Origin of the sequence: Rhodococcus sp. NPDC056960 (assembly GCF_042674125.1) — a bacterium.
In the GTDB taxonomy this organism is placed as follows: Bacteria; Actinomycetota; Actinomycetes; order Mycobacteriales; family Mycobacteriaceae; genus Rhodococcus_F.
Map to the genome: position 1 here is coordinate 14480 of NZ_JBHURF010000007.1, position 26008 is coordinate 40487.

Annotated in this window: 23 protein-coding genes; 11 read left to right on the plus strand and 12 right to left on the minus strand. The window is 68.1% G+C overall.

Going from position 1 to position 26008, the window contains the following annotated elements; all coding sequences use genetic code 11:
* Positions 1–39: 39 nt before the first annotated feature.
* Complete coding sequence (locus ACFTWF_RS12430) at positions 40–693, minus strand: S1 family peptidase (RefSeq protein WP_378461507.1); 654 nt, start codon at positions 691–693, stop codon at positions 40–42.
* Between the two features lie 120 nt (positions 694–813).
* Positions 814–1527 (minus strand): DUF6319 family protein, encoded by a 714-nt coding sequence (locus ACFTWF_RS12435; protein ID WP_378461508.1) that lies wholly within the window; start codon positions 1525–1527, stop codon positions 814–816.
* A gap of 163 nt (positions 1528–1690) precedes the next feature.
* Between ACFTWF_RS12435 and ACFTWF_RS12440 the strand changes: the two genes are divergently transcribed.
* Positions 1691–2746, plus strand: a complete 1056-nt coding sequence (locus ACFTWF_RS12440) for an adenylate/guanylate cyclase domain-containing protein (RefSeq protein ID WP_378461509.1) — start codon at positions 1691–1693, stop codon at positions 2744–2746.
* 203 nt (positions 2747–2949) lie between these two features.
* On the opposite strand, the gene ACFTWF_RS12445 is transcribed toward ACFTWF_RS12440, so the two are convergent.
* On the minus strand, positions 2950–3621 hold the full coding sequence (locus tag ACFTWF_RS12445; protein WP_378461510.1) for a TetR/AcrR family transcriptional regulator: 672 nt from the start codon (positions 3619–3621) through the stop codon (positions 2950–2952).
* 89 nt (positions 3622–3710) lie between these two features.
* On the opposite strand from ACFTWF_RS12445, the gene ACFTWF_RS12450 reads away from it, so the two are divergent.
* Together ACFTWF_RS12450 and ACFTWF_RS12455 are read left to right on the plus strand one after the other, a co-directional pair.
* Entirely contained in the window at positions 3711–5273 is a 1563-nt protein-coding gene (locus tag ACFTWF_RS12450; protein WP_378461511.1) for an MFS transporter, read from the plus strand.
* Between the two features lie 115 nt (positions 5274–5388).
* The gene (locus ACFTWF_RS12455; RefSeq protein ID WP_378461512.1) at positions 5389–6285 is read left to right on the plus strand and encodes a diiron oxygenase; all 897 of its coding nucleotides are present in this window, start codon (positions 5389–5391) and stop codon (positions 6283–6285) included.
* A 1-nt stretch (position 6286) separates the two neighbouring features.
* Here ACFTWF_RS12455 and ACFTWF_RS12460 read toward each other — a convergent pair whose 3' ends face one another.
* From ACFTWF_RS12460 to ACFTWF_RS12475, 4 genes are all read right to left on the minus strand, one after another.
* A complete protein-coding gene (locus ACFTWF_RS12460) occupies positions 6287–8446 on the minus strand; it encodes a SulP family inorganic anion transporter (RefSeq protein ID WP_378461513.1) in 2160 nt (719 codons plus the stop codon).
* Between the two features lie 221 nt (positions 8447–8667).
* Positions 8668–10038 (minus strand): SLC13 family permease, encoded by a 1371-nt coding sequence (locus ACFTWF_RS12465; protein WP_378461514.1) that lies wholly within the window; start codon positions 10036–10038, stop codon positions 8668–8670.
* A gap of 29 nt (positions 10039–10067) precedes the next feature.
* Positions 10068–10937, minus strand: coding sequence for a hydroxymethylglutaryl-CoA lyase (locus tag ACFTWF_RS12470; RefSeq protein ID WP_378461515.1), 870 nt, complete (start codon positions 10935–10937; stop codon positions 10068–10070).
* Between the two features lie 17 nt (positions 10938–10954).
* Entirely contained in the window at positions 10955–12172 is a 1218-nt protein-coding gene (locus ACFTWF_RS12475; protein ID WP_378461516.1) for a CaiB/BaiF CoA transferase family protein, read from the minus strand.
* A gap of 210 nt (positions 12173–12382) precedes the next feature.
* Here ACFTWF_RS12475 and ACFTWF_RS12480 point away from each other — a divergent pair, with 210 nt between their 5' ends.
* A complete protein-coding gene (locus ACFTWF_RS12480) occupies positions 12383–12925 on the plus strand; it encodes a gamma carbonic anhydrase family protein (protein WP_378461517.1) in 543 nt (180 codons plus the stop codon).
* Positions 12926–12929: 4 nt separating this feature from the next.
* On the opposite strand, the gene ACFTWF_RS12485 is transcribed toward ACFTWF_RS12480, so the two are convergent.
* Both ACFTWF_RS12485 and ACFTWF_RS12490 read right to left on the minus strand, forming a co-directional pair.
* Complete coding sequence (locus ACFTWF_RS12485; RefSeq protein ID WP_378461518.1) at positions 12930–13577, minus strand: IclR family transcriptional regulator; 648 nt, start codon at positions 13575–13577, stop codon at positions 12930–12932.
* A gap of 106 nt (positions 13578–13683) precedes the next feature.
* A complete protein-coding gene (locus tag ACFTWF_RS12490; protein ID WP_378461519.1) occupies positions 13684–14142 on the minus strand; it encodes a carboxymuconolactone decarboxylase family protein in 459 nt (152 codons plus the stop codon).
* Positions 14143–14192: 50 nt separating this feature from the next.
* Here ACFTWF_RS12490 and ACFTWF_RS12495 point away from each other — a divergent pair, with 50 nt between their 5' ends.
* The 3 genes from ACFTWF_RS12495 (at position 14193) to ACFTWF_RS12505 (ending at position 17705) form a co-directional block, all read left to right on the plus strand.
* Entirely contained in the window at positions 14193–15602 is a 1410-nt protein-coding gene (locus ACFTWF_RS12495) for a PLP-dependent aminotransferase family protein (protein ID WP_378461520.1), read from the plus strand.
* A 233-nt stretch (positions 15603–15835) separates the two neighbouring features.
* On the plus strand, positions 15836–16363 hold the full coding sequence (locus ACFTWF_RS12500; RefSeq protein WP_378461521.1) for an OsmC family protein: 528 nt from the start codon (positions 15836–15838) through the stop codon (positions 16361–16363).
* A 40-nt stretch (positions 16364–16403) separates the two neighbouring features.
* Positions 16404–17705 carry a bifunctional o-acetylhomoserine/o-acetylserine sulfhydrylase gene (locus ACFTWF_RS12505; protein ID WP_378461522.1) on the plus strand — a complete coding sequence of 434 codons (1302 nt, stop codon included), beginning with the start codon at positions 16404–16406 and terminating at the stop codon, positions 17703–17705.
* A 42-nt stretch (positions 17706–17747) separates the two neighbouring features.
* On the opposite strand, the gene ACFTWF_RS12510 is transcribed toward ACFTWF_RS12505, so the two are convergent.
* Positions 17748–18926, minus strand: a complete 1179-nt coding sequence (locus ACFTWF_RS12510; protein WP_378461523.1) for a hydroxylase — start codon at positions 18924–18926, stop codon at positions 17748–17750.
* A gap of 167 nt (positions 18927–19093) precedes the next feature.
* Here ACFTWF_RS12510 and ACFTWF_RS12515 point away from each other — a divergent pair, with 167 nt between their 5' ends.
* Positions 19094–20350, plus strand: coding sequence for an Nramp family divalent metal transporter (locus ACFTWF_RS12515; RefSeq protein WP_378461524.1), 1257 nt, complete (start codon positions 19094–19096; stop codon positions 20348–20350).
* On the opposite strand, the gene ACFTWF_RS12520 is transcribed toward ACFTWF_RS12515, so the two are convergent.
* Both ACFTWF_RS12520 and ACFTWF_RS12525 read right to left on the minus strand, forming a co-directional pair.
* Positions 20351–22585, minus strand: coding sequence for a serine/threonine-protein kinase (locus ACFTWF_RS12520; protein ID WP_378461525.1), 2235 nt, complete (start codon positions 22583–22585; stop codon positions 20351–20353).
* Between the two features lie 77 nt (positions 22586–22662).
* Entirely contained in the window at positions 22663–23358 is a 696-nt protein-coding gene (locus tag ACFTWF_RS12525) for a TetR/AcrR family transcriptional regulator (protein ID WP_378461526.1), read from the minus strand.
* A 102-nt stretch (positions 23359–23460) separates the two neighbouring features.
* Between ACFTWF_RS12525 and ACFTWF_RS12530 the strand changes: the two genes are divergently transcribed.
* The 3 genes from ACFTWF_RS12530 to ACFTWF_RS12540 are packed head-to-tail and all read left to right on the plus strand — an operon-like array spanning position 23461 to position 26005.
* Positions 23461–24645, plus strand: coding sequence for a lipid-transfer protein (locus ACFTWF_RS12530; protein WP_378461527.1), 1185 nt, complete (start codon positions 23461–23463; stop codon positions 24643–24645).
* 47 nt (positions 24646–24692) lie between these two features.
* A complete protein-coding gene (locus ACFTWF_RS12535) occupies positions 24693–25124 on the plus strand; it encodes an SRPBCC family protein (RefSeq protein WP_378461528.1) in 432 nt (143 codons plus the stop codon).
* A 5-nt stretch (positions 25125–25129) separates the two neighbouring features.
* The gene (locus ACFTWF_RS12540; protein WP_378461529.1) at positions 25130–26005 is read left to right on the plus strand and encodes a MaoC/PaaZ C-terminal domain-containing protein; all 876 of its coding nucleotides are present in this window, start codon (positions 25130–25132) and stop codon (positions 26003–26005) included.
* Positions 26006–26008 lie beyond the last annotated feature (3 nt).

The following is a 26008-nucleotide window of genomic DNA, read 5'->3' on the forward strand; positions in this document are numbered from 1 at the left end:
AGTCCAGAGACTCGTTAACCGCTCACGAGCCCGGAGGGCCTAAATGGGCCGGAAGCCCGCCCCCGGACCGCCGCTCGCGTTCATGTCGTTGACGATCGAGTTGAGGTTGGTGCCGATCTCCGGGCCGATGCACGGCGCCGCGAGGTAGGCGTTGACCATGGCCACCAGGGTCGTGCCGACGACCATCGGTGCGCCGGAGTCACCTTCGATCACGCAGGCCTGGGTCCACGTCTCCCCGGTCTGCATGAGGTCGCCGTAGACGATGCCGCACGTGTTTCCGGTGGTGCGGCCTTCCTTGCACGCGACCTGCGGGAATCCGGCGGGTGCGCCGATCTGCGTGATGGTGACGCCGCCGACCCGGTTGACCGGGACGACCTTGTTCGGGTCGAACTGGATCACCGCGTAGTCGAGGGCCGGATTGGAGACCACGAACTTTCCGACGATGCCGGCGTCCTGGTTCGCCTCGGGCACCACGTACGAGCCCGCCTCACCGCAGTGGCCGGCCGTCAGCCCGACGAGCCGGCCCGCGTTGTCGTGCCCGATGGTGGTGAGCGAACAGACGAGTTCGTCGTTCACCACGATCCCCGAACCGCCCCCCAAGACGGCGGCCGGAGCTGCTGTCGCGGACCCTGCCGCAACGAATCCCAGAATTCCCGCAGTCGCCGCAACAACCGCCGCGAATCTTTTCAACATTTTTCGAACCTTCCCGGATGAGCCCCGACGGCCGCGTGTCTCTCCATAAGAATCTCACCCGCACACGCCCTGCGTGCGGGAATGCAGATGTAGGGACCGCGGCCGTTGCCCGTCCGGGCGCTAGTCGACGGCGCCGAGCGCCTCGAGCGCTTTGCGGGCGTCCTCGAGTTGCCGGCTCAGCTCGTCGACCCGGGCCGCCGCGAGGTTGCGTGCGGCGACGATGATCGACTCGACCGCCTCGATCGCGGTCTCCTCCCCCAGTTCCCGGACGGCACGCTCGACGGCGTCCGGCGAGACGGGAACCGCCTTGCCGGGACGCTTCGTGCCGTGCGCGACGGTGACGCTCCAGTCGTTGTCGGCCCCGGCGTGGATGGTGACGCTCACTCCCGCGGGCACCTTCTTGCTGGTGCGCTTGGCTGGTGCCGCGGCGGGTTTCGGGACCGCGGCGGCGGCCGGTTGCGGCACCGCGACGGCCTTCGTCGCAGGCGTCTTGGGGGCGGGCGGCGGACCCGGTTCGATCTCCTGGTGCACGACCGGCGCCGCGGGGGCGGCGGGTGCGGCGGCCTGCTTGGGCGCCGGAATGCGTCTCATCAGAAGCTCCTCCGCTTCGAAGGGAAGCTCGTCGTCGACGCCCTTGGGGCGGATCTGGACCGTATTGCCTTGCACCGCGATCACTTTCGCCGAGGCGCCGGCCTCGAGCCCGAGGCTGGGCATCGCCTCGCGCAGATACACGGTGGCCCGCTTGCCTTCCGTGATCGCGGCAGCGAGGGTCTCGAGATTCTCCGCGGTCAGGTGATCCGGTGCGGCGGCGCCGGAACGTCTACGGGGCGGCATGCGCTGTCCTTTCTGGTCTGTCTCCTGGTTACGCTCGTGAGCACCGCAACTCTCGCACACGCCACCGACGTTTCCCATCGGACGGGCTCGCCCAGTGGCAGATTGAGGGGCGGCGGGCGCATACGCCACCCCGCATGCAGGCGAACGCATCGAGAGGATAAACGTGACCTCGGAAGCACCGGAGAACGACGACGAGTCGGCAGCGACTACGGAGATCTCCCCGACCCTGCTCCGCGACGTCCAGTCCGATCTCGAGGAGTCGCTGCTGGGTGGGCCCCGACGGTTCACCCGGACCGCGATCGCCGACGCCGCAGGGGTCTCCCTCGAGCGGGCGGACCGCCTGTGGGTGTCGATGGGTTTCGCGGTCGACATCGACCCGGACAGTGTCATGTTCACGGAGGGGGACGCGGCCGCGCTGCGAACCATCGCGTCGCTCGTCGACCGGGGGATCATTTCACCGGAACGCGAAGTGGCGGCGGCCCGGGCGCTCGGTCAGTCGCTGTCGCGGCTCGCCGAATGGCAGGTGTCGCTGATCAGCACGCACATCGTCGATCAGCTCGCGGGTTCGGCGGGCAGCGACGAGCAGGCGATCCGGGAGCAGGTGCGTGAGCTCACCGCGGAGATCCTGCCGGCGGTCGAGTCGCTGCAGGCGTACGTGTGGCGCAGGCACGTCGCCTCGACCACCGGCCGCAACGTGGGGAATCCCGGTGAGGAGGTCGCGAGCCGGACCCTCGTGGTCGGCTTCGCGGACATCGTGGGATACACGTCCCTGACGCGTCAGCTCGGCGCCCGGGAGCTGGCCGATCTGCTGGAGCGATTCGAGTCGGCGTCGACGACGGTGATCGGTGGACGTCAGGGGTGGGTGGTGAAGACGGTCGGCGACGAGGTGATGTTCGCCGTCGAATCGCCGGCCGATGCGGCGGAGATCGCCCTGCAGCTGCAGGAGCGGGTGCTGCCGGACGAGGCGGACCCCGAACTGCGGGTCGGTCTCGCGATGGGGCCGGTGCTCGTCCGGTTCGGCGACCTGTACGGCTCCGTCGTCAACACCGCGGCGCGACTCACCGGTTCGGCGCGTCCCGGCACGGTGTTGATCGACGAGGAGCTCGCCCAGGAGGTCGAGGACACCCCCGGTTACTACCTCAAACAGCTACGCCCACGACGCGTTCGAGGGATACGCAGACTCGAGCAGTTCGTGCTGCGCCGAGACCGGGACGCCTGACGACCGTCAGCTTCCGAAGGGAAGGGTTCCGGGCGGGATGGAGTATCCGCTGCTGCCGGCGGCAACGCCGCCCCACGCGCCGAGGAGCCAGTTGAGTGCATCAGTGATCATCGAGAAACCTTCCCACACCATTCATTCGACAGGCGCGGCATCGGGTGCCACGCGCACTGCCACGGTAATGACGACACGCTGAGCTGTCGACGTCACAACGCCTGAGCAGGCGGTATCTCGCGCAGTACCGGCGCGCCGGCACCCGCTTCGACCTGGGCGGCGCGTGCCGCGAGGAAGTCGTCGACGATCTGCTCACACGCCGTGCGTCCCAGCGGTGTGAGGGTGGCGAGGCGGGTGAAGACGAGGGGTCCGATGAGCTGCGCGAGTGCGAGGTCGTAGTCGAATCGGCCGAGGCGTTCCGCCGCTTCGGGCGTCCCGAAGACCTGGTCGAATGCCGCCCGGTACTGCGTGACGATCGTCTGCCGCAGCGTCCGCAGTTCCGGTTTGTCCGCTTCGATCGCGTCCGCGCTCGAGTAGTCGTCCAGTGCGGGCCCCATGCCGAGCCAGCACATCGCGGTGACGTTCATCGGGGCGCTCTCGATGAGTGACGCCTGGCTGACCATCAGTTCGACCAGCCGGTCCCGGAGGTCGCCTTCCGCGAGCACCGTGGGGGCGGGCGGAATCAGCCGCCCGAACGCCGCGGCCACCAGCTCGGTGCCGTTGTCGAAATGCCGGTAGAGCGTGGCGCGGGCCACTTTCGCCAGCTTGGTGACGGCGTCGATCGTGACGGCGTCCGTGCCGCCCTTGGCGAGAAGAGTTGTCGCGGCGTCGAGAAGTCGCGCCCGGGAGCGCTGCCTGCGGGGATCCTGCTCGCTCATCTGCACCGCCCGTTCCTGACACTTCCCGACCACTTGTGAACCGTCAGTCTACCAACGATACTGACAGTCTCGTTACTTCCACGGAGGGACACATCGTGCGCTCACGGGACCCGCAGGACACCGCCACCGGCTGGACCCTCCGGCAGATCTGGATGCTCACGGTCTCGTGCTGCGCCGTCGCCCTCGTCGTCGCGGCGATGGCGGCACTCAACACCGCACTCCCCGACCTCGCCCGCGACACCGGCGCCACCCAGAGCCAGCTGACCTGGATAGTCGACGGCTACACGCTGACGCTGGCCGCACTGCTGCTTCCGGCGGGCGCGCTGGGCGACCGGTACGGCCGGCGCGGGCTGCTCATGGTGGGGCTGCTGATCTTCGGTGCCGCGACCGCGATCCCCCTGATCGACGACGCACCCGAGTGGATCATCGGCTCCCGGGCGCTGGCGGGGGTCGGCGCCGCCCTCGTGATGCCCGCGACGTTGTCCCTGCTCACCGCAGGTTTTCCGCCCGCGCACCGGGGCCGGGCGGTGGGCATCTGGTCGGGTGTCGCCGGTTCCGGCGCGATCGCCGGCCTGCTCGTCTCCGGGTTCCTGCTCGAAAAGTGGTCGTGGCACGCCATCTTCATCGGCCTCACCGTGGTGTCCGCCCTGATCTTCGTCACCGGATTCACCATCTCGTCGTCCCGGGAGACCGAACGCCCACCCCTGGACCTGCCTGGGACCGGGCTGATCGCCGCCGCGGTCGGCCTGTTCGTGCTGGGAACCATCGAGGCCCCGCAACGCGGCTGGCTGGATCCGGTCGTGCTCGGACTGCTCGTCGGCGGGCTCGCCGCCGCGGCCGCGTTCGCCCTCGTCGAGTTGCGCAGAAAACACCCCCTGCTCGATGTCCGGCTGTTCGCCAACCGTGCGTTCGGCTCGGGTTCGATGTCGCTCCTCCTGCAGTTTCTGGCCTCACTCGGTTTGTTCTTCCTGCTCGTCCAGTACCTGCAACTGGTGCTGAACTACTCGCCGCTGCAGTCGGCGCTCGCGCTCGCCCCCCTCGCCGCGCCGGTGGTGGCGATGTCCGCGGTCATGCCGATGCTCGTCCCGCACGTCGGACTTCGGCCGCTGCTCGCATCCGGCTCCGCGCTGCTCGGCCTGGGCATTCTCCTACTGGTGCGACTCGACGCGCATTCCAGTTACGCGGAGGTGTGCCTGCCACTCATCGTGGCCGCGTTCGGTATCGGACTGTGCACGGCGCCCGCGACGGCGGCGATCGTGCAGAACACGCCCGACGAGAAGCAGGGTGTGGCGTCGGCAGTCAACGACACGGCACGCGAGATCGGTTCGGCGATCGGGGTCGCCCTCGCGGGCAGCGTCCTGGCCGCGGGGTACGGCACCCACATCCAGCCCGCGGTCGACGCCGTTCCGCAGGCCGCGAAGGAACCGGTGTCGAGTTCCCTGGCGGCGGCACTGCAGGTCGCCGACGTCGCCGGACCGCAGGGTGAGCAGCTGGCGACGTTTGCGCGGGAGTCGTTCCTGAAGGGTTTCGACGAGGCGTCCCTCGTGCTGGCCTGCGTGTTGTTCGCGGCGTCGCTGCTGCTCGCGGTGTGGGCTCCCGGACGGAAAGGGTCCACGCCGGCGACCGAATCGACCAGGGAATTGGCCGACGTCGACTGACCGGACGTTGCCCTTGTGACCACCGTCGCTGTATCGTTCAGTATCAGTTACTGAATGTCACAGTTAGTTGATCGCCCAAATCACAGATCAACAAGTCACAGATCAAGGGGTAGTGATGACCGCATCGATCGTCGTCTCCGACCGCGAAGAGACCGCCCAGCGACTGCTGGCGTCGTCGGCACGCAAGTCCTACGACCCGATGGTCGAGGTCGACTGGGAAGCCCCCATTCCCGACGACAAATTCGGTCTCACCCCCGAGTGGAGCACGCTCTACGGCACGGCCCTCTGGGACGAGATGACCGACGAGCAGAAGATCGAACTCACCAAGCACGAGGCCGCCAGCGTCTCGAGCGTCGGACTGTGGTTCGAGATCCTCCTCATGCAGATGCTCCTGCGCGACGTGTACGGCCGCGACAAGCACTCGCGGCACGTCCAGTTCGCCCTCACCGAGGTGGCCGACGAGTGCCGCCACTCGGTGATGTTCGCCCGGGCCGGCGAACGCCTGAACATGCCGAGTTACGGCCCCCACCCGGCGATTCACAAACTCGGCCGCATCTGGGGCGGGTTCTTCCGCGGCGCCAACGCGTACGCCAGTGTGATGGCCGCCGAGGAGATCCTCGACATGATGCAGCGCGATTTCATGAAGGACGAGCGCGTGCAGCCCGTCACCCGGACCGTGAGCAAGATCCACGTCCTCGAAGAGGCCCGCCACATCCGCTTCGCCCGCGAAGAGGTCGGACGACGCATCGAGGGCGCAAGCTGGGCCCGCCTCCAGATCGAGCGCCTCAACACCGCCGCGGTCGTGTACTTCGTGATGAAGAGCATGATCCGCAAGGAGGTCTACGAGAACGCCGGTCTCGACCCGAAGCGGGCCGCCGCCGAGGCCAGGAACAACCAGCACTACAAGGACACCGTCCGGACGTCCGGTTCCAAGTTGATGCAGTTCCTCGATAGCGTCGGCCTCGTCGGCGGCCCGTCGAAGCGCCTCTACAAGAGGGTCCATCTCCTCTGAATCATGCGGGGACGTGGTCCAGGTAGGACACACCGGTCGAGGTGATCTCGAGTACGCGCGCGGAGGGAATGTCGAAGAACATTCCCGCGACGCGTATTCGGCCCTCGGCCGCCGCCGCGCCGACGAGGGGATGGCGCTGGAGGGTCTGCACCTGGACCGCGACGTTCACCATGCCCAGCTGATCGACCTCGTCGAATCCGAGTTCGGCCGCCGCCCGCGCGACCGGGTGACCGCTGTCGAACGCGTTCCGGCTCGGGTGCGCGAACGTGAGCCACTGTTCGACGGCGTCCCCGGATCCGTCGCTGCCTGCGGGCGCCTCCGACAGAACGGCCTTCATCGCGCCGCAGCCGGAGTGACCGCACACGATCACCGAGCTGACCTCGAGTTCATCGAGCGCGAACGCCAGGCCGGCCTCGACGGAGACGTCCTGCCTGCCGGTGGGGACGAGGTTGCCCACGTTGCGGACCGTGAACAGGTCGCCCGGGCCGCTGCTCGTGATCACGTTCGGGACGATGCGTGAATCGGAGCAGGTGAGGAACAGCGAGTCGGGGCGCTGCCCGTGATGCAGATCGTCGAGGTGCGGCTGCAGGTGAGCCGCACGGGGGCTCACCACCCCGATGCCGCGCCGGGGCGGGGCCGCACCGACCTCGTCCATGTCGATCGGACCGAGCGTGTCGATCACGACGATGCCGCCCTTGTTCTCGTGGTGACGTTTCCAGTCGTCGATCGCTTCGAACATGGCGTGGTCGAGGAAGTCGACCGCGAGTTCCACGGTGACGTGCGCACCCTCGGGCACCTTCGCGAGAAGTCCGGTCAGGGCGGGCATGGACAGAAAGCTGCACGATCCCTCGACACTCACGCGCCACCGCCCGGAGTCCTCGGCGCCGATCGGTTCGGCCCGCATCTTGGGGTGGATGACCCGCCAGAGCAGCAGGATGACCGCGAGTGCGAGACCGATGATCACGCCCTCGAGCAGGTTGAGGAAGTCGACGCCGGCCACGGTCACGCCGTACACCCACAGGTCGCCGGTGCGCCGTGCGGTGCGCAGGTGGGCGAGTTTGACGAGCTGGATGCCGATCACGATGAGGAGGCCGGCGAGCGCGGCCATCGGGATCTGCTCGACGAGCGCGGTGAGCAGCGCGGCGAAGACGAGGATCCAGACGCCGTGCAGCACGGCGGACGCCCGGGTGCGTGCCCCCGCGGCCACGTTGGTGGAGCTGCGCACGATCACGCCGGTGACCGGCAGACCACCGATGAGACCCGAGATCATGTTGGCCGAACCCTGGCCGACGAGTTCACGGTTGAATTCCGACCGCGTCCCGCCGTGCATCTTGTCGACGGCGACCGCGGACAGCAGGCTCTCGACGCTCGCGATCAGCGCGACGGTGAGCACACCGGTGGCCACGGCGAGCCACGGCCCGTCGGGCATCGACGGCAGCGCGACGGCGTCGAACAGGGAGCCGTCCAACGTGATTCGATCGATATCGAGCGGGAGGGCCAGGGACAGAACGGTGGCGGCGACGACGGCCACCAGTGCGCCGGGGAGTACCCGGATTTTCCCGGGGATCTTCTTCCAGGACAGGAGGACGACGATGACGACCGATCCCACGAGGACGTCGCCGTAGCGGGCGGACGTCAGCTGCCCGGGGAGCTGGGTGATGTTCTCGACGGTCGAGCTGTGTGAGCTGCCACCGAGGAGGACGTGAATCTGCTGGAGGGCGATCGTGATTCCGATTCCGGCCAGCATGGCGTGCACCACCACGGGAGCGATGGCCAGTGCGGCGCGCGCAATTCGGCTGAGCCCGAATATGATCTGGAGGAACCCGGCGGCGACGGTGATCGCGCACGTGGCCTGCCAGCCGAAGGTCGCGACCAATTCCGCTACCACCACGGTCAATCCGGCGGCGGGCCCGCTCACCTGGAGTGGTGAGCCACCGATCGATCCCGCCACCACGCCGCCGACGATCGCCGCGATGAGCCCCGCCATGACGGGGGCGTCGGACGCGATCGCGATACCGAGCGACAGTGGTAGTGCGACGAGGAAGACGACGAGTGACGCGGGCAGGTCGTATCGCGCGTTATTTCGAAACCTTTCACCGAGGGTCGGTCCGGGGGCGGGGGCACCGGATGGGGGTGCTGTCTCGTTCTCGAGGATCGACATGTCGACACCCTACGGGCGAAGAGCGACGAAACGCCCGAAACGGACGGGATACTGTGGCATGTGTCACTGTGCCAGCAGTTTTCATCCCAGTGCGGCGAAAGCTATTGGACAACAGTCCATTCGATGAAGATTAAAGTACACAAAGTTCACCGCGGCCGACCCCGCACCGTGAGATGTGCCGGTCACCGCCACAATTCGGTGACCGGCACGGCCCGGATGATCTACACGGACGTCGGCACGACGACCAGCGCCCAGACGAACAGGGGGGCCGACAGCACGATCAGGCCGCAGTAGGCGAGCATCTTGCGCTGGAAGCGGGCCCTGTCCTCGACCTGTGCGTTGGCGAGCACCATCACGCCGTTCGTCGAGAACGGACTGACGTCGACCACGGTCGCGGAGAACGCGAGGGCCGCCACGAATCCGACCGCACCCACCTCCCCCATCGCGAGCATCGGTGCGGCGAGAGGCAGCGCGATGCCGAGCGTGCCGATCGACGAACCGAAGGCGGAGATGATCGCGACGGCGTAGCAGAGGATCAGCGCGGTCAGCAACGGCGATCCGAGCGCCGACGCCGCATCCCCGAGGAAGTCGAGCGTGCCGTTCTGTGTCATGACGGCCATATAGGTGAGCATCCCGCACACGAGCACCACGGCCGGCCAGGCCACGTTGTCGAGAACCTTGGGGTGCGACTTGGGCGCCATCAGCAGCAGTACCGCGCTGACGCAGATCGAGCTGACGCCGACGTCGATTCCGAATGCGACCGAGCCGACGACGAGGAACCCGATGCCCACGAGTGTCGCCAACCGGTAGCGGTCGATCCGCACCGGCTTCATACCTTTATGGATCAGAGTTTCCTCGATGACCTCACGATCGGTGAGCGTCGCGGTGTTCCCGCCCGGGACGCCGCCACCGGACGACCGGCGCGAGGAACGTCCGAACCCTCCCCCGTCCGACACCTCGTCGGTGTCTTCCGTCCCGGCGGTGCGAGGCGTGCGGTGCCCGATCAGGTCGAGACCGTAGATCAGGAACAGCACGATCGCGATGACCAGGTTGAGGACGAACGGCAGCGCGAACAAGACGAGCGGATTCGCGCCGACACCAGTGGAATCCATCAAACCGTTGATGAACGCGCCGTACAGGTTGATGGGCGAAAATGCACAGGCCAGGGCGCCGTGGCTGATCACCATGCCCATCAGGAACGGGTTGATCCTGTTCTTGGCCGCGAGGGGCATTGCGATGGGGGCGAGCATGCCCACCGCGAGGACGGAGCCGAGCGCCATCAGCAACCCGGACAGCATGAACATCATCCACAGGATCGCCCACCGCCTGCCGCGCACGAGTCGGAGCGACGCCTCGATGACGAGGTCGATGGTCCCGTTCGCCTTGGCTATGGCGAACAGCAGCGTGATGCCGCCGACGATGATGAACGTGCTGCCGGGGAAGGCGTCGATGATGTCCTCGACCGGGATCCCGGACACCCAGCCGCCGATGACGAACGCTCCGGCGAACGCGAGGATACCCATGTTGATCGGGGTGAGTGTCGCCACTGTGAAGATCGCGATCAGTGCGACGATGGAGATTGCGTAGACCATGATCGGCCTTTCGGGGGTGAGTTCGCAGGTCACACTGCGGTGAGGGGCCGAGCTTGTGCCAGAGCGAGTTTCACGGCGTCGACGGCAAGACCGAGGGCCTGCTCGTCGATCCCGGTCTCGATGTCGTGCGCGTGCAGGTGCGCTACCAGTTCTTCGGTGGCGAGGTTGCCGTGGGCGCCGGGAGCGAACGGGCATCCGCCGTACCCGCCGATGGCGCTGTCGAAGTGCGTGATGCCGAGTTGCCGGTGCGCCGCGATCACGGTGGCGAGGGCCTGACCGTGCGCGTTGTGGAGGTGCAGGCTCAGTTCGATGTCGGGGAGGGCGTCGCGTACCGCCCCGGCCGACGCGAGCACCTGCTCGGTGGTGGCCGTTCCCAGGGTGTCGGCCAGCCCGAGTCGGCGCACACCCATCGCGGCCATCGCGCGCGACACCCGCACCAGCGCGGCGGAGGCGATGATCCCCTCGAAGGGACAGACGAACGCGGTGGACACCCCTCCGAGGAAACTCCGGTCCGGGTACTTCTGCAACGCCTCGGCGAGTCCGTGCAGCGCCTCGTCCGGGTTCCGGCCCGTGTTCGCCGTGCTGTGCCCGGCACTGGCGGACGTCACGACCTGGATCTCGTCGATGGCGGTCGCGGCGGCGCGGTGCACTCCGCCCGGATTGAGCGCGAGGGCGCTGAAGGTGACCGGTGGGTCGGTGCGGGGCAGCCGGGTGATGACCTCGTTCGCGTCCGCCATCTGCGGGACCCGCGTGGGCGAGACGAACGATGCCGCCTCGATGTGCTTCACGCCGGCCGCGACGAGTGCGTCCGCGACGGCGATCTTGTGGTCGGTGGAGACGATCACGTCCTCGTCCTGCAGTCCGTCTCGCAGCACGACATCGGTTATGGTGACGAGCATTTCATACTCCTGACGGTTCAGATGACCTTGCGGGCGCGGTAGTCGTCGAGCCGGTCGCCCGACAGTCCGAGCAGTTCGCCGAGGATCTCGTCGGTGTGCTCCCCCAGCTCGGGACCGGCCCAGCGGACCTGGGTGGGTTCGCCGTCGAGTTGCGGGACGACTCCGGGAAAACGCACCTCTTCGGGTTCCCCGTCGACGGAGACCTTCAGGCTCTGCAGCATCCCGCGGGCGTTGTAGTGCTCGTCCTCGGCGATCTGCACCGCGTCGTAGACCTCGCCCACGGGCACGCCGGCGGCGCCGAGTTCGGCGACCACGTCGCGGGGACGCCGCGGCGACGTCCACGAGGAGATCGCGTCGTCGAGTTCCGCTTCCCGTCGGAATCGCTGATCACCGTCGGCCAGTTCGGGGTCGTCGGCGAGATCGGGACGACCCACCGCCTGCATCAGGCGGCCGAACACGCCACTGGAGTTGCCGGCGATCATGACCGAGCCGCCGTCGCACGGGTAGACGCCGCTGGGGACCACGCCTGGCAGGTTGCCCGCGGTCCGTTCGCGGACCATGCCGTACGCGTCGTAGTCGGGAACGAGGGATTCCATCGCCATGAACACCGACTCGTACAGTGCCACGTCCGCTACCCGCGGGGTCGAGTGATCACCCTGTCTTGCCTTGGCCAGCAACATCATCAGGGCGCCGATCGCGCCGTGCAGTCCCGCGAGCACGTCGGCGACGGGGGCCGCTGCCCGGACCGATTGACGGTCCGGATAGCCGGTGACGTGCCGCAGTCCGCCGAAGGCCTCGGCGACGCCGCCGAATCCGGTGCGCTCCCGGTACGGGCCCGTCTGTCCGTAGCCGGAGATCCGGACGAGCACGATGTCGGGGTTGGCGGCCGTGAGCTGGTCGGGACCGATTCCCCACCGTTCGAGCGTTCCCGGCCGGAAGTTCTCGATGACGACGTCCGACTCGGCGGCGAGGTCGAGAGCGATCGCGCGGCCCTCGTCGGTCCGGAGGTCGAGCGTGACAGACCTCTTGTTGCGGGCGATGGTGCGGAACATCATCGACGTCGCACCCCGACGGCGACGCCAGCCTCGTAGTTCGTCGCCGACCCCGGGGCGCTCGATCTTGACGACCTCGGCACCGAAATCGGCGAAGATGCGGCTCGCCATCGGCGCTGCGATGAAGTTGCCGAGCTCGAGCACACGGATGCCGTGCAACGGGCCGTTCTCTGGGACCTGCATGTGAGAGTTCTCCCTCGTCGATCTGTCGCGGATATCGACGGGCGCCCAACTGGTAATTCTCATTATTTGGAAGCTGCATTCCCGTCTGATAGGAATGACGGTAGTGGTAGCAGTCACAATTGGCAATGCCCGGCATACGCGCCACAGGACAATGGGCAACGGGCATCGGCACGAAGCAGCGGGAATCCGCTGCTCGACAGGAGGAGAACAGTGAGAGAACCACACGTCGTCTCGATCAACGGAAAGACGCCGCGCGCAGAAGAGACCACCTGGGTCGCGCCGACGGCCGCGGTGATCGGCGCCGCGGTCCTGGGCGCCGAGGCCAGCGTCTGGTACGGCGCCGTGCTGCGGGCCGATTGCGATTCGATCAGCCTGGGCGACGGGAGCAACATCCAGGACGGAGTGGCCGTTCACGTCGACCCGGGATTCCCCGTCGTCGTGGGCCGGGACGTCAGCGTGGGCCACAACGCCGTCCTGCACGGATGCACGGTGGAGGACGGGGCCCTCGTGGGCATGGGTGCCACGATCCTCAACGGCGCGGTGATCGGCACACGATCGCTGATCGCCGCCGGCGCACTGGTGCTCGAAGGAACCCGGATTCCGCCGCGGTCACTCGTCGCGGGCGTGCCCGCGAAGGTTCGCCGCGAACTCACCGACGACGAGGTCGCCCACAACGCCGCCAACGCGGCCGTCTACCGCCAACTGGCACAGCAACATCGGTCGGCGGACGTCACCACGTTCGCCACCGACTAGCGACTCAGTCGCCCGGAACGGATTCTTCGATCTGCCGCGCAGCAGCGACGACTGCGTGGCCCATCCGGGCACCCAGGTCGTCTCCCATACGCCCCTCGGGACCGGACACGCACACGGCTGCCACGATGTCGCCGTGCCTGCGCACCGGCGCGCTGATCGAGGCGGATCCCGGTGTGCGTTCCGAAACCGACACCCACCAACCCGATTTCACCGCTTCGGGGTCGGCCTCCCAGTCGCCGGAGAGTACGTGACCGCTCGACCCCTGCGGAAGCGGCACCAGCGTTCCGACGGGCAGCGCGACCCGCAGTTCGTGCTGCGAATCGACGCTGGCCGTACAGAGCCGGGACTCCCCCCGCCGCACCCACAGCTGAGCGGATTCTCCTGTCTTCCGGGCCAATTCACGCAGAGCCGGAACCGAGAGATCACTCAGCGCCGTGGTGACGAAACGCTGCCCGAGGTAGAAGCGGCCTTCGTGATCCTTACGGAGCAGGCCGTGCTTGACCATGTCGGTTGCCAGCCGGTACGTGGTGGAGAGAGACAGATCGAGTTCGCGGGCGAGGTCGCTCGCGCCCATCGGGCTCGACTCGACCACATCGAGGATCGCGACCGCGCGGGCGAGCACTCCGACGCTGATCTCACTCCGCGCAACCATCGCAGTCCATTTCTCCTGCCCCCTTGAAGTATTCAGAGTGTATAGGACACCCCGGGCAGGACCGTCCCCGCCGACGAGGGACACCCGGCAGGTTTCCACCCTGCGATCAGCGCACCCGCGGGGTCTTGCGGGTGCTCACGGCGATGCGATTCCACGCGTTGATCGTGAGCACCAGTGCGATGAGCTGAGCCAGTTCCGTCTCGTCGAAGTGCTCCTCCGCCTCCTCGTACACCGCGTCGGGAACGAAGCCGTCGGTCAGCACGGTGATCGACTCGGCGAGGGCGAATGCGGCGCGCTCCCGGTCGGTGTACAGGCCGTGCGCCTCCTCCCACGCGTTGAGGAGGTACAGCTTCTGTTCGCTGATGCCGATCTTGCGGGCGTCCGCGGTGTGCATGTCGATGCACCAGGCGCAGTGGTTGATCTGGGAGCATCGGGTGAGCACCAGCTCGACCAACTCCGGGTCGAGGCCCTGCCGGGCGGCGGCGTCGAGGGCGATCATCGCCTTGTAGACGGCGGGGGCCTTGCGTGCGAGATCGACCCGGGTCTTGCGCTCTGTTGTGGTCATACGAACAACAGTAGGCGCGCAATAGCCCATCTTCGTGGTTCAATTCAAACATGGATTCTTGGGCCAATTCGGGTCTGGGCCGCGACCTGCACCTGGACCTCACGGCGTCCGGCGGGGCACGCTCTCCCGGGTTGCGCGCACACCTGATCTCCGCGCTGCGCGAGTCGATCCGCTCGGGACGGCTCGTCGCGGGCACCACCCTCCCGCCGTCCCGCACCCTGGCCCTCGATCTCGGCATCGCCCGCAACACCGTCGCGGAGGCGTACGCCGAACTCGTGGCCGAGGGCTGGCTCACCGCCCGGCAGGGGTCGGGGACGCGGGTCGCCGCCCGTGGGGGCGAGGCGCCGCGCCCCACGCACGTCCCGGCCACCGCCGTCGCACGTCCGGCGCTGAGCCTGATGCCCGGCTCGCCCGATGTCGCAGAGTTCCCCCGTGCCGCCTGGATGTCGTCGGCGCGCCGGGCGCTCACCGCGGCGCCCAACGACGCGTTCGGACCGGGCGATCCGCGCGGCCGACCCGAACTCCGTCAGGCTCTTGCCGAATACCTCTCTCGCGCACGGGGAGTGCGCACCGACCCGGACCGCATCGTGGTCAGTGCCAGCTCGGGCCACGGACTGTGGTTGCTCGCCCGCGCCGTGGCGGGGCCGATCGCCGTCGAGGGATACGGGCTGCATCTGCACCGCGAACTGCTCGGCGACGCCGGCGTCGGCACCGTCCCCCTGCACCTCGACACCCACGGCGCACAGACCCCGGATGCGACCGGCCCGCGACTGTCGGCGTGCCTGCTCACCCCGGCTCACCAATTCCCCACCGGAGGTCCGCTCCATCCCGGCAGGAGAACGGCTTTCGTGGAATGGGCGCGCACGACGGGTGCGATCGTGATCGAGGACGACTACGACGGGGAGTTCCGGTACGACCGCCAACCCGTCGGCGCCCTGCAGGGTCTGGCCCCGGACGAGGTGGCCTATCTGGGCACGGTGAGCAAGTCCCTCTCCCCCGCCATCAGGGTGGGATGGATGGTGCTGCCGGAACGCCTGATCGACGACGTCCTGGCGGTCAAGGGGTTGTACGAGCGGTGGGTCAGCGCCACGGACCAGCTCACCCTGGCCGACTTCATCGAGCGGGGTGCGTTCGACCGGCACGTCCGCAGGATGCGCACCCTGTACCGCCGCCGGCGCGACACTCTCGTCGAGACCCTCGCCGCCCGCGCGCCCCACGTGCACGTCACCGGCATCGCGGCCGGGTTGCACGCCGTCCTCGAACTTCCCGCCGGGACGGAGACGGCCACCGTCGACCGGGCCGCGTCACTCGGCCTCGCAGTGGAGGGTCTGCGCACGTTCCGTCATCCCGACGGTCCCGCGAGCCGACCCGACGGGCTCGTCGTCGGCTACAGCACGCCGTCGTCGGCGCGCTTCGCGGCCACCCTCGACACCCTGTGCCGCGCGCTGCCCACTTCGTGAGCGAAATTTCCTGTGTGACTGGTCGGAATGCGTGTCGTGCGGTTACAGTCTGATCCGTGACCGGATCCGGCGTGATCGACTCAGGCGAGCTGCTGACGCGGCGTCGCCATGTCGATTTCGCACTGGTGTGTACCTCGAGGTGTCCGATCTCCTGATCGGACCCGTCCCGGCGTGACGTCTCTCCACGCCGGGTTCTTCCTGCACACCCTCGTCGTCGAAGGATTCGATCTGTCATGACCACCGCCTCCGTTTCGCATCTCACGTCCGTCATCGGCGCCACCCGCGACGCCGTGTCCCACGATTCCGCGAACGCCCACGTCGTCTTCCGCGCCTCCGCACGGGCACACGACGCCGTCGCGAGCACCGTGACGCTCGGCAAGTACAGCGTCGAGGTGGACGAACCGCCGGCGCTCGGCGGCGACAACGCGGCCGCCAATCCCGTGGAGTACTACCTCGCTTCACTGCTCTCGTGCCAGGTGGTGACGTACCGCTTCTGGGCCGAGAAGCTCGGTGTCCGCGTCGACGACATCTCGGCGCGCGCGGAGGGAGACCTCGACGTGCGCGGCTTCTTCGGCTTCGACGACGCCGTCCGTGCCGGGTTCGGCGAAGTGCGCGTCGTCGTGACGCTGACCGGTCCGGAATCGCACGAACGCTACCTCGACCTGCAGGAGGCGGTGGATGCGCACTGCCCCGTCCTCGACCTGACCCGCAACCAGACCACGGTGCACACCGTCGTCGAAACATCCACCCGTGACAACTGATTCACCACATCCACCGCACAGATCCAGGAGAACACCACTCGTGACCGAGAGCATCGATCCCACCGTCAACTGGTCGTTCGAGACCAAGCAGATCCACGCCGGGCAGACGTCCGACGCGACCACCAAGGCGCGGGCGCTGCCGATCTACCAGACCACCTCGTACACGTTCGACAGCACCGATCACGCTGCCGCGCTGTTCGGTCTGGCCGAGCCGGGCAACATCTACACCCGCATCATGAACCCCACCCAGGACGCGGTCGAGCAGCGCATCGCGGCCCTCGAAGGCGGCGTCGCCGCCCTGCTGCTGTCCTCCGGGCAGGCCGCGGAAACCTTTGCGGTACTGAACCTCGCAGAGGCCGGCGACCACATCGTCTCCAGCCCGTACCTGTACGGCGGCACCTACAACCTCTTCCACTACACGCTGCCCAAGCTCGGCATCGAGGTCTCGTTCGTCGACGACCCCGACGACGTCGAGCAGTGGCGCGGCGCCGTCCGCCCGAACACGAAGGCGTTCTACGGTGAGACGATCGCCAACCCGAAGAACCACGTCCTGGACATCCCAGGGATCTCGAAGGTGGCCCACGACAACGGGATCCCGCTGATCGTCGACAACACGGTGGCCACCCCGTATCTGCTGCAGCCGCTGAAGCACGGCGCGGACATCGTGGTGCACTCCGCCACCAAGTACCTCGGCGGGCACGGCACCGCGATCGCCGGCGTCATCGTCGACGGTGGCACGTTCGACTGGACGCAGGGCCGCCACAGCAACTTCACCACCCCCGACCCGAGCTACCACGGCGTCGTCTTCGCGGACCTCGGCGCCCCGGCCTACGCACTGAAGGCGCGGGTGCAGTTGCTGCGCGACCTCGGCTCGGCGGTCGCCCCGTTCAACGCGTTCCTCATTGCGCAGGGCATCGAGACTCTCAGCCTGCGGGTGGAGCGGCACGTCGCCAACGCGCAGAAGGTGGCGGAGTTCCTCGAGGCACGCCCGGAGGTCACGTCCGTGGCCTACGCCGGTCTGTCGTCCTCGCCGTGGCACGAGCGTGCACGGCAGCTCACGCCGAAGGGGCCGGGTGCGATCGTGACGTTCGAGCTGGCGGGCGGAGTCGATGCCGGGAAGAAGTTCGTCAACGCGCTCACCCTGCACAGCCACGTCGCGAACATCGGCGACGTGCGCTCGCTGGTGATCCACCCGGCGTCGACGACGCATTCGCAGCTCACCCCGGAGGAGCAGCTCGCCGCCGGTGTGACGCCCGGACTGGTCCGGCTCGCCGTCGGAATCGAGGGTATCGACGACATCCTCGCCGACCTCGAGACAGGATTCGCCGCGGCCGCACTCTGATCCGATGCCGGAGGCCGAGGCGCGAGCCTCGGCCTCCGGCGTCTAGATCATGGCCCGCATCATTCCCTGCGGTTCGCCGCCGAGCTGGGTGAGCGCGCTCGCGTGGTTGGTGGGCCCGGGCACGTGAACCGCGTGAGCGAGACCGGCGTGCGCGTCTCGCCAGAACCGCTGCATCGGAGTCTTGTAGTGCAGCGCCCCGCCGCCGGCGCGCGCGAAGATCTCGTCCACCGCCCGCACCGCACGCCACGCGGCGGCGATCTGGGTGCGGCGTCCGATCGCCCGCTCCTCGAACGTGATCTCCTCGCCTGCGTCGACCTTGTCGTAGAACCGGTCGGCGGTCTCGATGAGGGAGACCCGCGACGCATTGATCTCGGCGGCGGACTCCCCGATGGCACTGAGGACGTAGGGGTCCTCCTTGATCTTCTGGCCCGTGATGGCCACGCGGTCCTTCTGCGCCGCGATGTGACAGGCCAGCGCGCCCTCGGTGATGCCGATGACGGCTGCGGTGATGCCGAGGGGGAACATGCACGAGTACGGCATGCTGAACAGCGGCTCGGGCCTGCCCGCCTCCCGCTGGGCACGGCCGTCCATCACCTTCGACGCGTTCAACGTCCGATAACCGGGGACGAACGCACCGCCGACGACGACGTCCTTGCTTCCCGTTCCGCGCAGGCCGATGACGTCCCACGTGTCCTCGACGATCCGATAGTCGGTGCGCGGCAGGATCACGTGCAGCGACGACGGTGGCATCGCGATGCCGCCCTCACCGTCGCCGACCATCGCCCCGAGGAACGCCCACTGACAGTGATCGGTTCCCGACGAGAACGACCACCGGCCGCTCACGATGTAGCCGCCGTCGACGGGTGTCGCGACGCCCATCGGCGCGTACGGCGAGGCCATCCACGTGTCGTTGTCCTCGCCCCAGATCTCCTCTTGCACCTGAGGGTCGGCGAAGGCAAGTTCCCACGGATGCACGCCGACGACCCCGGCGACCCATCCGCTCGCGCCGTCGAGTGCCGCGATTCCCATGACGGTCTCGGCGAACTCGCGGGGATGCACTTCGTAGCCGCCGTACAGCTTGGGCTGCAGCAGCCGGATCGCCCCGGAGTCACGCAGCAGGCCGGCGGCGGTGTCGGTGAGCCGGCAGTTCGCTTCCGACTGAACGGCCTGTCCGCGGATCTGCTCGGCGACGGCGTCGATCCTGTCGAGAACCTGACCCATCGGGACTCCCTTCCACCGGCGGTAGAACACGTTCTAGTGAATATAGCCCCGCGGGCGGGGATTTCGAACAGAACTGCTCGCTGCACTTGAAAGTTCGTCGCGCCTAACTCTATAGTCCGGAGATACGAATTAGCAGGTAGATCGTCGCGACCACCCTCAGGAGTCCAGTGAGCATCGAGGCCCCCAGCCCTCTCCTCCCGCGCCGCGCCCCCCGCAAGGGCAGTCTCCGGACGATCGCGCTTCTCGGACCCGCCTTCGTCGCGGCCATCGCCTACGTCGACCCCGGCAACGTGGCCGCCAACCTCACCGCGGGCGCGAAGTACGGATACCTGCTCGTCTGGGTTCTCGTACTCGCCAACGCCATGGCCGTGCTGGTGCAGTACCTGTCCGCGAAACTCGGGCTGGTCACCGGCAAGTCACTGCCCGAAATGCTGGGCACCCGACTACGGACCGGCAACCGTCGCGCGTTCTGGCTGCAGGCGGAGGCGATGGCGATCGCCACCGACCTCGCCGAGGTGATCGGCGGCGCGATCGCGCTCAACCTCCTGTTCGGCGTTCCCCTCTTCGTCGGCGGCCTCATCACGGGCGTCGTGTCGATGGGCATCCTCTCGATCCAGAGCCGTCGCGGCCAGCGGACGTTCGAGTTCGTGGTGATCGGACTCCTGACGATCATCACCGTCGGATTCCTCACCGGTCTCGCGTTCACCGACGTGTCGGGCACGGACGCACTCGCCGGCCTCGTGCCGCGATTCGAGGGCACCGAGACGGTACTGCTGGCCGCGAGCATGCTCGGCGCCACGGTCATGCCGCACGCCATCTACCTCCACTCCGCCCTCGCCCGCGACCGGCACGGAAACGACCTCGAAGGCCGCCGTCTCGCCCGACTGTTGCAGGTGACGAAGTGGGATGTGGTCGGTGCGCTGATCGTGGCGGGCGCGGTGAACATCGGCATGCTGCTGCTGGCCGCGTCGGCCCTGCGCGGGATTCCCGGCACCGATTCGATCGACGGCGCGCACGCCGCCATTCAGAGTTCGCTCGGCCCGACGGTCGCCGTCATCTTCGCCGTGGGACTGCTGGCGTCCGGCCTGGCGTCCACGTCGATCGGATGCGCGGCGGGCTCCGAGATCATGTACGGCCTGCTCTCGATGCGGATTCCGCTGCTGCTGCGCCGGGTGGTCACCCTCATCCCCGCGCTCGTCGTGCTCGCGATCGGAGTCGACCCCACGTTCGCCCTTGTCCTCAGCCAGGTGGTCCTGAGCCTGTGCATCCCGTTCGCCGTGATCCCGCTCGTGCGGATGACGTCGGACCGCGACCTGATGGGCGTCCACCGCAACGCGACCGCCACCACGGTCGCCGCCTGGGTGGCCGCGGCGTTGATCGTCGTGCTCAACGTCTCGCTGCTGTGGCTGACCCTGTTCGGTTGATCACTCGTGCCGCGGGGTGCCGGACACGACGCGCTCCAGCGCCTGCAGGTCCTCCGACAGCATCCGGAACATCCAATAGGCCCCGACGAACGCGATGACGCTGCCGACGCACAGGACGCGGAGCGCGACGATCACCCGGGGCAGATCCTCCGGCGGGATGAACGTGGCCCCCGCGACCCCGAGCAGCGGCACGGCGGCGGCCGCCGCGAGGAAGAGCGTGCTGCGGCGTCCCAGCCGCTTCAACATCCGGGCGTCCGAGGCACTGATCTCGCCGTGCCGCAGAAATACCGGATAGAGGCAGCGCACCGCGTAGAAGTTCACGAAGAAGAACGGATAGACCACCGCGATCGCCCCGCACACCAGCTGTGACGCCGTGAAGTGGACGATCGTGTTCCACGGAACCCGGCTGCCGCTCACCTCCAGCGTGATCGGCACGACGAGGCCGCTGACGATCCACAGTCCGAGACAGAGCAGTGCACACCGCTGCCCGAGCAGCAGGGTGTCCCGGCGCGCCCGGGCCAGCTGGGCACCGGTGTACACCCGCCCCCGGCGCAGACCGCCGGCCACCACCGTCAGGTAGATCACCATCGACACCGTGCCCACGGCGCCGATGAGGAACGCGACCGTGTAGTCGATCCGGGTGATGCGCTCGAAGTTCTCCTGCGCGGCGGGCGGCAGCTTGCTGATGATCAGCGTGCTGTTGTGCTGGTAGCTGTAGAGGATGGCCAGGAAGTTGGGGACCGCGATGGCCAGGAACATGACCGGGTGCGTCCACCGCCGCATCCGCAGCCGCCAGCTCCCCGGCGGCGGATCGACCAGATCGCGGGCGTGCTCGTCGAGGCACACGTCGAGTTGCTGGGCGAGCTCGGCGCCGGACGAGAACCGATCGCCCGGTTCCGGCGCCAGCGATTTCAGCAGCACCCGCCGCAGCGCGTTCGGACAGTCGGCGGGCAGTGCGTCGGCGGCCGGTTCGTCGTGCCCCCGCCTCCGCGCGAGCATCGCGTCGAGGGTGGTGCGGTCACCTGGCGGGTGGGACTGCAATTCGGCGTCGCTGTCGTCGAAAGGCCTTCTGCCGGTCAGCAACTCCCAGAGGACGACGGCGAGCGAATACAGGTCGCTGCGGGTGTCCAGGTCGGCGGGTGCGCCCGGCCGGTCCGGGTGGATCGCCTCGAGCTGTTCCGGTGACATGTACGCCAGCGAGCCGCCGAAGTACGCGACAGGACTCGACCCGGCGATGTTGCCGCTGAAACTGATGTTGAAGTCGGCGAGCTTCGGAACACCTTCCGCCGTCAGCAGCACGTTCGCCGGTTTGACGTCGCGGTGGAGGACGCCGTGGCGGCCGGCGTAGTCGAGCGCCTCCGCGAGCCGGCGGCCGAGCCAGGCCACCGTCTCGGGCCATGTCAACGTCGCGATCTCCCGGCGCACCTCGGACTCGCTGGGCCGGATCTCGCCGCGCCCGACCAGGGCCCGGTCGATCGCATCGAGCAGCACGGCGCCGCTGCGCGACTCCGGTGGCGTCTCCCGAACCCGGACGACCACGTCGAGCAGCGTGCCGCCCGGGACGTATTGCATGTACAGCAATCTCAGGTCGCGGCCCGCGAGAAGCCGTTGATCGAAGACGCGGACGATGTAGTCGTGATCGAACTGGGCGAGGGTCTGCGGTTCGGTGCCGTGGTCCAGCGAGATCTTCACCGCGACCAGCCGTTGCAGCGACCGCTGCCGGGCCAGGAACACTCGCGCGAACGCGCCGCGGCCGAGACCGGTCATCAGGTCGAAGTCGTCGATCCGCTGGCCTGCCTCCAGGTCGTCGAGCGTCCCGCCGCCCGCCGGATCCACCGATGTCGGCTCCCCGCGGTGGAGCGCGGTGCTCTGGTACTCGCCGGCGCCGAGCAGTTCGTCGAGCTGGCCGGCCTGCCCGGGGAAATTCTGCGTGTACTCGCTCGCCTCGACCGACTCGCCGCTGCGCCGCCGGATGTGGAATTCCTCGTACAGGAGGTCCGGGGGCAACGGCCACCGCCGCAGCTCGGGCAACTCCGCACAGTATTGGGCGAGCCGCTTCGGGTGGTCGCCGCGGAGCCAGCGGTGCTCGAGGTCGACCTTGACCAGTTCGATGAGCGTGACCCGGCGGAGCGCGGGAGACACCGGCAGATACGTGGCGAGGTCGGGCGCGGACGCCGACGACTCCCAGGCACTGGCGAAGCGCGCGACGGCGTCGCCGACCGCCGTGTCCGACACCCGGACCTGCTCGAAAGCGGCCGGTGAACCTCGCCGGGAGGGCATGGAAGCCATGGTAGCTGGCCACGCCGCGCGGACTACTGCAGTTCCGACACCGGGGTCGACGGGTCGATCGCGACGCCGATCCGTGCCAGATTGCCGTGCAGCACTTGCCAGATCGACACCTCGAGGAACTCGGCCAGTTCGTCGCTGCCGAGCGCCGACTGCGGGTTGCTCAGCCACCGGTTGACGCTCGCGTCCACCAGTCCGACCAACCCGAAGGCCAGCGATTCCGCCAGATCCGAATTGCCGGCCACCGCGTCGAGGACCGTCGCGAGCAGACCGGACAACTGGAGGGCGATCGCGGTCTTCGTTCCCGTCACCACCCGCGACCCCGTCGTGCGCCTGCTGGGAGATCCGGTGCCGAGGAATTGGTGGAGGCGTGGGTATTCGACGATCCACCGCAGGTACGTCTCGACCGCGCGCGCGATCGCCTCCCGCACGGTTCCCTCCGGCGTCAGCGTGGGCGCCAGGTCGGCCATCAACCGCTCGATGATGCGGGCTCGCAACTGCTCGTCGAGGTCGCCGCGGTCGGCGAAGATCCGGTAGACCACCGACCGCGGCACGTCGGCGCGGTTGGCGATCTGCTGGACACCTACGTCGGGGCCGTCCTCGTTGATGGCGTCCATCGCGGCTTCGAGAATCCGGCTTCGGCGCTCCGCCTTGTGGTCCTCCCAGCGCGTGGCGCGGCCGTCGCCCAGCGGCGACGCGGCGGTTTCCACTTTGTCCGGCATCAGCCATACGTTACCCATCGGACTATTGACTGGACAGGCTGTCTCACTTACTTTGATGAGACAGGGTGTCACACACACATTTCTCCGACTCAGGGAGCCGCAATGGGTAACAGGGTGTTCGTCGTCGGCGTCGGGATGACGAAATTCGAGAAGCCGGGCGCACGGGAGTGGGACTACCCCGACATGGCGCGTGAGGCGGGCGGCCGGGCACTCGAGGACGCCGGGATCGGCTACGGACTGGTGGAGCAGGCGTACGTCGGATACGTGTACGGCGAGTCCACGTCGGGGCAGCGCGCCGTCTACGAACTCGGCCTCACCGGCATTCCGATCGTGAACGTCAACAACAACTGTTCGACGGGGTCGACCGCACTGTTCCTCGCCACCCAGGCGGTCCGCAGCGGTCAGGCCGACTGCGCACTGGCGCTGGGATTCGAGAAGATGCAGGCCGGTTCCCTCGGGTCCACGTACGACGACCGGGAACAGCCGATGATGCGCCACCTCCTCGCGCTCGCCGAACTTCAGGAGTTCGCGATGCCGCCCGCCCCGTACATGTTCGGCGCCGCGGGCAAGGAACACATGGAGCGCTTCGGGACGACGGCGGAGCAGTTCGCCAAGATCGGCGTGAAGAATCATCGCCACTCGCAGAACAACCCGTACGCCCAGTTCCAGGACGAGTACACGCTCGACGAGATCCTCGGCTCGAAGCCGATCTACGGACCGCTCACCAAACTGCAGTGCTCCCCCACCTCGGACGGCTCCGGTGCCGTCGTCGTGGTGAGCGAGAAGTTCGTCGACACGCACGACCTCGCCGGGCAGGCCGTGGAGATCGTCGGACAGTCCATGGTCACCGATCTCCCCAGCACGTTCGACGACCGGAGCGCGATCAGCCTCGTCGGCGCCGACATGACCCGCACCGCCGCGGCCCGCGTCTACGAACAGGCGGGCATCGGACCGGACGACGTCGACGTCATCGAACTCCACGACTGCTTCTCCACCAACGAACTGCTGACCTACGAGGCTCTCGGCCTGTGCGGCGAGGGCGAGGGCGGCAAACTCGTCGACAACGACGACACCACGTACGGCGGGCGCTGGGTGGTCAACCCGTCCGGCGGCCTCATCTCCAAGGGACACCCGCTCGGCGCCACCGGGCTCGCCCAGTGCAGCGAACTCACCTGGCAACTCCGGGGCACGGCCGACCGGCGTCAGGTCGACGGGGCCACGGTCGCCCTCCAGCACAACATCGGCCTCGGCGGCGCCGTCGTCGTCACCGCCTACCGCGCACTCTGATCCTCCTCTCCCCCTATCCCTTTCACCTCGAGCACCAGGAGTACACCATGGCTTCCGTTTCCGTCGAAGCGTCCCTGCCCGCGTCCCCCGACAAGGCGTGGGACGCCCTGTCCAACCTGTCCCGCTGGGAGGAGTGGCTCACCATCCACCAGTCCTGGAAGAGCGAGATCCCCGCCCAGGTCGCTCTCGGATCGAAGTTCACCGAGGTCGTCTCCGTGATGGGCATGGCCAACAAGATCGAGTGGACCGTCACCGAGGTGGAGGTGCCCGAGAGGGTGAAGATCTCCGGCACCGGCATGGCCGGGGTGACGGTCGAGTTCACCCTGAAGGTCGAACCCGACGGCTCCGGTTCCAAGGCGATCATCGACGCCGGCTTCACCGGAACGATGATCGTCGGCCCCATCGGCAAGGCCGTCGCCAAGAACGCGAAAGCGGATCTGGAGGCCTCCCTCGCCGGATTCGCCGACATGGTGGGCTGATCCGCATGACCACCCCCACCGTCGAATTCGACACGAACGGCCTCGGTGAGTGGACCGATCCGCAACGGTTCGACGTCACCGCCGAGCGGATCGCCGAGTACGCCGCGGCCACCAACGATCCCATCGAACGCCACCGCGCCGGCGAGGTCGCACCGCCGGTGTTCGCGGTGGTCCCCGCGTTCACGTCGATGGCACCGGCCGCACTGTCCGTGGCCCCGGTCGAACTGCTCATGAAACTCGTGCACGGCGAGCAGAATTTCCACTTCCACCGTCCGATCCGGCCCGGCGACACCCTCGTGGTCCGCGCGAAGCCGATCGGCTTCGAGGGTCGCGCGAACGGATCGACCGTCGTCGTGTACGTCGAAACCACCACGGACGAGGGTGAACTGGTCAACGAGCAGTGGATGACCGCGTTCTTCCGGAAGGTCGACGCGGGAGCCGGTCTCGGCGAGCAGGCACCCGCCCACCGGTTCGACGAGTCCCTGCGCGGACAGGCCGCGGTCGCGTCGATCACCCAGCACATCGACGACGACCAGACGTTCCGGTACTCCCCCGCCTCCGGTGATCCGATGCCGATCCACCTGGACGACGAGATCGCCCGCATGTCGGGACTTCCCGGAATCATCAACCACGGCCTGTGCACCATGGCGTTCACGTCGTGGGCGGCGCTCACCGAACTCGCCGACGGCCGGGTCGAACGTCTCCGCCGTCTCGCGGTGCGGTTCGCGAAACCCGTCCTGCCCGGCCAGGACATCGCCACGCAGTTCCGGCAGGCCGGCGAGTCCACCGGCGGGGCGAAGTCGTACGCCTATGAGACCACCGTCGGCGACGAACTCGTCATCAAGGACGGCCTCGCCGTCATCGCGGACACAGAAACCTAGGAG